The 7,851-nt window shown below is 56.0% G+C and carries 8 protein-coding genes; 4 read left to right on the forward strand and 4 right to left on the reverse strand.

All coding sequences use genetic code 11. The features are described from left to right. Positions 1-178: 178 nt before the first annotated feature. Positions 179-961, reverse strand: a complete 783-nt coding sequence (amrB, locus tag H598_RS0122790) for an AmmeMemoRadiSam system protein B (RefSeq protein WP_028115068.1) — start codon at positions 959-961, stop codon at positions 179-181. A 74-nt stretch (positions 962-1,035) separates the two neighbouring features. Here amrB and amrS point away from each other — a divergent pair, with 74 nt between their 5' ends. Next, positions 1,036-2,136 (forward strand): AmmeMemoRadiSam system radical SAM enzyme, encoded by a 1,101-nt coding sequence (gene amrS, locus H598_RS0122795; protein WP_051252968.1) that lies wholly within the window; start codon positions 1,036-1,038, stop codon positions 2,134-2,136. Here the strand turns inward: amrS and amrA are convergent. From amrA to H598_RS0122810, 3 genes are all read right to left on the reverse strand, one after another. Then, on the reverse strand, positions 2,133-2,735 hold the full coding sequence (gene amrA, locus H598_RS0122800) for an AmmeMemoRadiSam system protein A (RefSeq protein WP_035416485.1): 603 nt from the start codon (positions 2,733-2,735) through the stop codon (positions 2,133-2,135). The genes amrS and amrA overlap by 4 nt on opposite strands. Positions 2,736-2,983: 248 nt before the next feature. Then, positions 2,984-3,304, reverse strand: a complete 321-nt coding sequence (locus H598_RS0122805; RefSeq protein WP_028115071.1) for a DUF6665 family protein — start codon at positions 3,302-3,304, stop codon at positions 2,984-2,986. A 129-nt stretch (positions 3,305-3,433) separates the two neighbouring features. After that, positions 3,434-4,330 (reverse strand): DMT family transporter, encoded by an 897-nt coding sequence (locus H598_RS0122810; protein ID WP_211227350.1) that lies wholly within the window; start codon positions 4,328-4,330, stop codon positions 3,434-3,436. Between the two features lie 181 nt (positions 4,331-4,511). On the opposite strand from H598_RS0122810, the gene rsxA reads away from it, so the two are divergent. The 3 genes from rsxA to rsxC all read left to right on the forward strand — a co-directional run. Continuing rightward, on the forward strand, positions 4,512-5,090 hold the full coding sequence (gene rsxA, locus H598_RS0122815; protein ID WP_028115073.1) for an electron transport complex subunit RsxA: 579 nt from the start codon (positions 4,512-4,514) through the stop codon (positions 5,088-5,090). A 3-nt stretch (positions 5,091-5,093) separates the two neighbouring features. Continuing rightward, positions 5,094-5,645: an electron transport complex subunit RsxB gene (gene rsxB / locus H598_RS0122820; protein WP_028115074.1), complete on the forward strand. Its 552-nt coding sequence runs from the start codon at positions 5,094-5,096 to the stop codon at positions 5,643-5,645. Between the two features lie 8 nt (positions 5,646-5,653). Continuing rightward, positions 5,654-7,851: electron transport complex subunit RsxC (gene rsxC, locus H598_RS25325; RefSeq protein ID WP_035416486.1), on the forward strand; the 2,198-nt coding region annotated here is incomplete at its 3' end.

Below are 7,851 nucleotides of genomic sequence, written 5' to 3' on the forward strand. Positions count from 1 at the left end.
CACTCAACGTCCAATCATCCCTCCGTCGTGCCCGCGTAGGCGGGTACCCAGTGTCTTTTTTCACAATCAAACCCAAAGCCACTGGCCCCTCGCGTTCGCAAGGGCGACACGAAGAGGTGCGACGTTATGGCTGGTTAAAGTGGACGCCATCAGCCTGGGTTAACACTCCTGCTGCCCGCTAGCCCTCATAAACCGCAAAGCTGGCGTAGCCCACCACCCGCTCTTTATCACCGGCGGTATCACCAGAATTCAGGTATTCCATACAGCGTACCTGCATGCCTCGTTCTTTGGCCAACAACATCAACCCATTAATGGCGCGACATCCGCAGGCATCCTCACCATGCAGCGGCCCATCAAGGGTCTCGATGCGATGACAGGTTCCCCTGTCTTTGTCTTTCGCCTTGGCATACTCCATAAAATGACTGAGATCCGAACTAACCACAACCAGGGTCTCATCGCCCCCCCACAGGCGCTTCATTGCTTTTGCCACCAGGGTGGCCGAGGCACTGCCCACCAGCAGAGGGACAATGCGGGCGTTAGAGAAGCAACGCTTGATAAAAGGCAACTGCACTTCGAGGGAATGCTCTTGCTGGTGCGCTTCATCGCGAATCTCTATGCCATCGATATCCAGCAAGCGTTGACACGCGGCGGTGTCTATCTCCACCACACCAAAGGGCGTATCAAAACCGTCCACACCGGGTAACGCGATTCCTTCGAAGGCCAGTCGATGACTGGGACCCAACATTATCACTCGACTGACATGACCGGCGATGGCATCCAACGAGCCGAAAAGTCGACCGGCCACTGCGCCGGAATAGGCATAGCCGGCATGGGGCACTATGATCGCTTTTGGCATTCCCAAGGCATGCCCTGGAGTGACCAATTGATCTAACTGCTCCGCCAGTATTGCGGGATCATCAGGATAGAAACTGCCGGCGACCGCCGTTGCACGTACACTCATACCCCCTCCTTATCTGCACAGAGGTATACTTAAAGCGTACTCGATTTTCAGCCAAAGGTAATCGGAGTCCGGCCATGTTAAGGAACAACAGGGCGATCGCCTCACCACCACAGTTTCACCCCACCCGTTACTGGCATCGTCTAGCCGACGGTCGGGTGCAGTGCGATTTGTGTCCGCGGCACTGCCAGCTTAGGGAAGGGAAACGTGGTGCCTGTTTCGTCCGCGCCAATCACCAGAACAAAATCGTACTGACCAGTTATGGACGCTCCAGCGGTTTTTGCATCGACCCCATAGAGAAAAAACCACTAAACCACTTTCTCCCTGGTACTTCGGTGTTGTCCTTTGGTACCGCAGGTTGCAACCTGAGTTGTGAATTTTGTCAAAACTGGAATATCAGCAAATCCAGACAATGGGACACCCTGGCAGATGCCGCTATGCCAGAGGCTTTGGCCAGCACCGCCAAACGTTTGGGCTGTGCCAGTGTGGCATTCACCTACAACGACCCGGTGATCTTTCTCGAGTACGCCGTCGACACCGCCATTGCCTGCCATGAGTTGGGAGTGCGCTCTGTGGCCGTCAGTGCCGGCTACATCGACCCGGCTCCCAGAAAAGCGTTTTTCCACCACATGGACGCTGCCAATATCGATCTGAAAGCCTTCAGTGAACGCTTCTACCGCAAGATCTGTCATGGCCACCTGGCAGACGTACTCGATACCCTGCTCTATCTGAAACACGAAACCCAGGTTTGGCTGGAGATCACCACCCTGCTCATTCCGGGTGAAAACGACGATCCGCAAGAGACTCAGGCTATGTGCCGTTGGCTGATGGACAACCTGGGGCCCAACGTACCGCTGCACTTCAGCGCATTTCATCCCGATTTTCACATGATGGATAAACCCCGCACCCCAAAAGCCACTCTGCTGCGAGCAAGGCGCATCGCTCAAGAAGCCGGGCTCAACTACGTGTACGTTGGAAATGTGCATGATCCCGCCGGTGACAGCACCTGGTGCCCCCATTGCGGTTTTCTACTGATTGGAAGAGATTGGTACCAACTTACTCACTGGCATCTGGATGGCGGTCGCTGCCCGAAGTGCGACACCCTTGTGGACGGTGTGTTTGACGCTGAGCCTGGCCATTTTGGCCGACAACGAATTCCGGTCCGCATCAGCCCCTAACCCGGCTCAGAAAAGGACTCCACCTCATAGCGGAACCAGCGCATTTCGGGACTCCAGAAATCACTTGATAAGCCGGCTTTAGCTTTTAGTGCAGACACAAACGCCCTCGGCTCCGGTAGCGACTCCCATACCTGTGGCAAAAACGTTGCATGGTGACGGCCACAACTGATCGTCAAGCCATCCTTGCCCGGTGACAACGCTTTCAGCAATTGGGCATCACTGGCAACGCTCATCGGTTGTTGTTTCGACAGCACCGATATGCCAATACGGACCAGAGCCAACTCCTTGGCCGCCAGCGGCTCAAAACGACGGTCTTCAAACGCCGCCGAATAGGAAAAATAGGCTATGGTCTCGGCCAGCGACTGATTCACAACCAGAGTTCCAACACAGCCACGTAATGCACCGGCTTTAGTCAGGGTTACGAAACAGGCGGCATGATGACGAAAGACAGCGTCGGTAAAACCGGACAGTGGTTGCCTGCAACCGTGACTGAGGCCGTATTCAATGCTGTCCCGAGCCAGCATCAGCAATTGACGGCGCTCGATTGTCCCGAGTCCGCGCCGGTCCTCAGCCGGCTTCGCTTCAGTCCTCTCTGCCATCCTCGACTCCTGTCATTCTCTGTCACCGTTTCCGTCAGCGTAGCACAGAGCCCACATCCAGCCAGAACTCAGGCATAACGCCTAACCCCTGTCGGATACAGAGAGAAAAGACACCGGGTACCCACGTTCTCGGGTACAACAAAGGGTTAATTACAGCGCGGTAGCAACCGAATCGTGTGCGGCACGGCGGAGGGGGGGGTAAGCTCGGCACCTCGCCGCTCTTACCTGCTCGAGCAACAGTGCAACGGCTATTTATGCGGCTGCTTACCCAAGCGGCTGATGGCCTCCTGCGGCACGTCATAGTGCTCGGTAATCCACTCCAGATTCTGGTGGCAGAACCCGGAAAACTCCCGCTGCAAGATCAAAGCCCAAACCGCATCGGTCACGGCCTCAACCAGGCTTTGGCGCTGGCTTTCTCCGGCCCCGTCGATGTCGGCATAATAGTGATCGATCGCCTGTTGAAGTCGCTTACCCGCCCGGCCAAGAGTGGTCGCCTTTTCCTTGGCGATCTCCGACTCCAGTGAGCTGTACTTGTCAGAGCGTAAACTGTCCAGACCAAACTTTTGCATAGGGTTGCAGCTCCCTTTCGCTGAAGGCTTACCCAGTAGGGACAACTCTTTTTTATACTCCAACTAGGGTCAAATTGCACCGCTCGTTGTTCACTGTTGAATCCGTCTCGCTTTAGCCATCAAAGACCATCAGGATGACTGAGTCTGGGCATGCGCCGCTTTGCGTGGCTTGACCTGACTCAAGCCCACTCCCAGCAGGACCACCACGCTGGCGATTAACTGGGTCTGATTCAGCCGTTCATCCAAAATCAGATAAGCCAGAACAACGGTAAACACAGGTATCAGGTTTACAAACATTGACGCCCGCGACACCGACATATGAGCAATCGCATAGTTGTACAGCAAGTACGCTCCCAGAGTCACAAAGGCCCCAAGGAATACGATGGACAAGATGGGCTCGACGCTGAAATACCATGGCCCGCCTTTGACCAACGCCAATGGCGTGAAAAACAGTGCCCCGACAGCGGACATGTACGCCGTGAGCGTCAACGCGGAGTAGCGTTCGCTCAGCAATTTAAGACACACACTAAAAATGGCGGCACACAACATGGCACCTAACTCAAGGGTGTTTCCCAGCAGCGGATTAGGCGCAGATTCGTTTGCATCTCCGGCCGAGCCCAAAACCATCACCCCGGCAATGGCGATACACAGACCTACGGCGGCAATTTTGGTGATACGCTCTTTGAGGACGATAAAGGCCACGATGGCGGTAAGCAGCGGTGCCAACGACGTTACCATGCCAGCCTGACCGGCACTGGTATACTGCAATGCTAACCCTTCCAGGATAAAGTACAGACTCGGCTCCACTGCGGCCATTATCAGCAGAATCTTCCAATCCCCTTTTTGATACTGGAAATTGAACAACTTAGGCCAGAAAAACGCAAAGCACAGACAGGCGATCCACATCCGCCCGGCAATCACCGTCCAGGGGTCATAACTCTGAAATGCCACTTTCAGTGCAATAAAACTGCTGGCCCACAAAATCATCGCCACAATCAACGCCATTTCGGCGGTACGTCCCTTCAATTCTCTGTTTCCCAGCCCGGTGACAACATGGCTCTCGCCAAAAACGTCGATATGGTAGTCAGTTAACCGCCAAAGATCACGCTTTCCATTTATTCTGTGAATAACCCTATTTGTCTTCAGTTGTTTAAGTGCAATCAATTACCGATAATAGAGGGCTAAGTGTATCCCGAGCCTCAAACGAATGTCAGAGTATCTGCTCCTTCTTGTTGGCACCATTCTGGTCAACAACTTTGTCCTGGTGAAATTCCTGGGACTGTGCCCCTTCATGGGGGTGTCCGGTAAGGTTGAGTCCGCCATCGGTATGTCGATGGCCACCACTTTTGTTCTCACGCTCGCCTCATTGTGCAGCTATCTGATCAACAAGTACCTGCTTATCCCTTTCGATTTGGTGTACCTGCGCACCCTGGCCTTTATTTTGGTCATCGCCGTGGTGGTGCAGTTCACCGAAATGGTGGTACGCAAAACCAGCGCCTCCCTGTACCGAGTACTGGGGATCTACCTGCCACTGATCACCACCAACTGTGCGGTACTGGGGGTAGCCCTGCTGAACGTACAGGAACAACATGACCTGTTTGGCTCACTGATCTATGGCTTCGGTGCCGCCGTAGGTTTCTCTTTAGTGCTGGTGCTGTTTTCCGCCATGCGCGAACGACTGGCCGCCGCCGATGTGCCCGCCCCGTTCAAGGGCGCTTCTATCGCCATGGTGACCGCCGGATTGATGTCACTGGCCTTTATGGGCTTTACCGGGCTGGTGAAATAGACCATGAGCAGTATCCTAATAGCCGTTGTAGTACTGGCCGGACTGGCCCTGTTTTTCGGTGTCATTCTGGGGTATGCCTCCATCCGCTTTAAGGTGGAGTCCGACCCCATTGTTGAACAGATAGACAACACCCTGCCACAGACCCAATGTGGTCAGTGTGGCTACCCGGGCTGCCGCCCCTATGCCGAGGCCATCGCCTCGGGTGCAGCCCCCATTAACCTCTGTCCCCCTGGTGGCGATGCGGTGATTCAAAAACTCGCTGACATGATGGGCGTCGAGCCCGAGCCTCTGGAGGGGGGAGAACAGATCGCCCGTGTGGCCTACATTCGTGAAGACGAGTGCATCGGTTGCACTAAGTGCATTCAAGCCTGCCCGGTGGACGCCATCGTCGGTACCGGCAAACAGATGCATACGGTGATTGCCAAAGATTGTACCGGCTGCGACCTGTGCGTAGCCCCCTGCCCGGTTGACTGCATCGATATGATCCCAGTGAAAACCACAAAACAAAACTGGAACTGGGATCTGAACCGGATCGCCGTCAAAGAGGTGGAGTAACCGAATTTATGCAAACTCTAACCGAACAAATCGACAGTGGTACTCTGTGGACCTTTGCAGGTGGCATCCATCCGCCAGAAAACAAAACCCTGTCCAACCAAACGCCCATTGACACGCTGCCACTGCCGGAACAGTTCTACATTCCGATCACTCAGCACATCGGCCAACCCGGCAGCCTGCTGGTTAAGGTCGGCGACCGGGTGTCAAAAGGCCAGCCGCTGACCCAGCCCAGCGCGCCCATGGCACTGCCTGTGCATGCCCCCACGTCAGGCACCATCGAAGCCATCGGCGACTGGGTCTCGGCTCACCCATCGGGCCTGCCAGAAACCACCATCACCCTGAAGCCGGATGGCGAAGACCGCTGGTGTTCGCTCACCCGTCGTGACAGCCTGGCTGGGATGAACAACACCGAGATTCTGGCAACCATTCTCAATGCCGGCATCGCTGGCCTGGGGGGCGCCACCTTCCCAAGCCACATAAAACTCAATCCGATTCAGCCAGTAAAATACTTGCTGATCAACGCCGCCGAGTGCGAGCCCTACATCACCGCCGACGACACCCTAATGCGGGAGTTTGCCAGTGAAATTGTTCAAGGGCTGACGGTGTTGGACAAACTACTGTCACCCGAGCGCATTCTGTTTGCGATCGAGGACAACAAACCTCAGGCCATTGCCGCCATCGAACAAGCGGTGAAAACCAGCGACTTTGACCCTAAACAACTGCAGGTCAAAGTCATCCCCACCAAATACCCATCGGGAAGCGAAAAACAACTGGTACAGATCCTCACGGGTCAGGAAGTACCTTCGGGTAAAATTCCTGCCCAGCTGGGAATGGTGATGCAAAACGTCGGTTCCGTGTTTGCTATCAAGCGCGCCCTATTTGACGGCGAACCCCTGATTGAACGGGTTGTCACCGTCACCGGCCAGCGCACCAAGCAACCAGGTAACTACTGGGTTCGCTTAGGCAGCCCTATCGACTGGCTGCTGAAACAGACCCGTTTTAACCCGCAACTGCTAGGGCAAAAAGTGATCATCGGAGGCCCGATGATGGGCTTTACCCTGCCGAGCCTGAAGGCGCCAGTGATCAAATCCACCAACTGCATTCTGGTGCCATCTCGTAAAGAGATGCCTGGCAACGCTCGTGAGCTCAACTGCATCCGCTGCGGAGAGTGTGCCCGAGCGTGCCCACAGCAACTGCTGCCTCAACAGCTGTACTGGCACGCCAAGGCCAAAGAGCTCGACAAAGCCGAGGCGTTAAACCTTAGGGACTGCATTGAATGCGGTGCCTGTGCCTATGTTTGCCCGTCGGACATCCCTCTGGTGCAGTATTACCGCATCGCCAAGTCGGCACTGCGCCAGGAAGCCCTGAAGCAGCAGGCATCCGATCGCGCCAAAATTCGATTCGATGCCCGCCAGGCCCGACTGGAAAAAGAAAAACAGGAACGGGAAAACCGACACAAGGCTGCAGCAGCCAAGCGAAAAGCCAGTGCCCCTGCCGCCGACAGCGATGCCGTTCAAGCGGCACTGGCACGGATTAAGAAAGCCAAGCCAGAGACAGATAGTGAGCAGGACATGGCTGCCCTGCGTGCTCAGCGCAAAGCCGAAGCTCGAGCCCGTAAGGCCGAAAAAGCCGCCACGGACACCGCCTCTGCCGGCGCAGACCCTAAGTCAGATGCCGTAGCTGCTGCCATCGCACGAGCCAAAGCCAAAAAGGCTGCTCAAAACAGTGACAATACGGCGCCCGATCCGAAAAAAGCCGCCGTGGCCGCTGCCATTGCCCGAGCCAAAGCCAAACAAGCCGCGACGAAAGGCGAGCCCGCCGCTTCCGAGACACCAGCGCAACCGACAGAGACAACGGCAAAAGCTGGCGACAACAAGCGCAACGCCGCCGTGGCCGCCGCCATCGCCAAGGCAAAAGCCAAGCAGGCCGCCGCGAAAGGCGAAACCACCGCTTCCGAGACACCAGCGCAACCAACAGAGACAACGGCAAAAGCTGGCGACAACAAGCGTAACGCCGCCGTGGCCGCCGCCATCGCTAAGGCAAAAGCAAAACAAGCCGCCGCGAAAGGCGAGACCGCAGCCATAGAAACGCCCACGCAGCCAGCGACTGACGCCGAGCCGGTTCAAGCCGCCGAAGCCGCGGCACCGGCCGACCCGAAAAAAGCCGCCATTGCCCGCGCCATCGCCAAGGCAAAAGCCAAGCAGGC

It is taken from the genome of Ferrimonas kyonanensis DSM 18153 (assembly GCF_000425405.1).
Lineage (GTDB): Bacteria > Pseudomonadota > Gammaproteobacteria > Enterobacterales > Shewanellaceae > Ferrimonas > Ferrimonas kyonanensis.

What these genes read in the sequence shown, in the direction of transcription:
- amrB (WP_028115068.1), bottom strand. Translation starts at nt 961, where the DNA reads ATGAGTGTACGTGCAACGGCGGTCGCCGGCAGTTTCTATCCTGATGAT.
- amrS (WP_051252968.1), top strand. Translation starts at nt 1,036, where the DNA reads ATGTTAAGGAACAACAGGGCGATCGCCTCACCACCACAGTTTCACCCC.
- amrA (WP_035416485.1), bottom strand. Translation starts at nt 2,735, where the DNA reads ATGGCAGAGAGGACTGAAGCGAAGCCGGCTGAGGACCGGCGCGGACTC.
- H598_RS0122805 (WP_028115071.1), bottom strand. Translation starts at nt 3,304, where the DNA reads ATGCAAAAGTTTGGTCTGGACAGTTTACGCTCTGACAAGTACAGCTCA.
- rsxA (WP_028115073.1), top strand. Translation starts at nt 4,512, where the DNA reads ATGTCAGAGTATCTGCTCCTTCTTGTTGGCACCATTCTGGTCAACAAC.
- rsxB (WP_028115074.1), top strand. Translation starts at nt 5,094, where the DNA reads ATGAGCAGTATCCTAATAGCCGTTGTAGTACTGGCCGGACTGGCCCTG.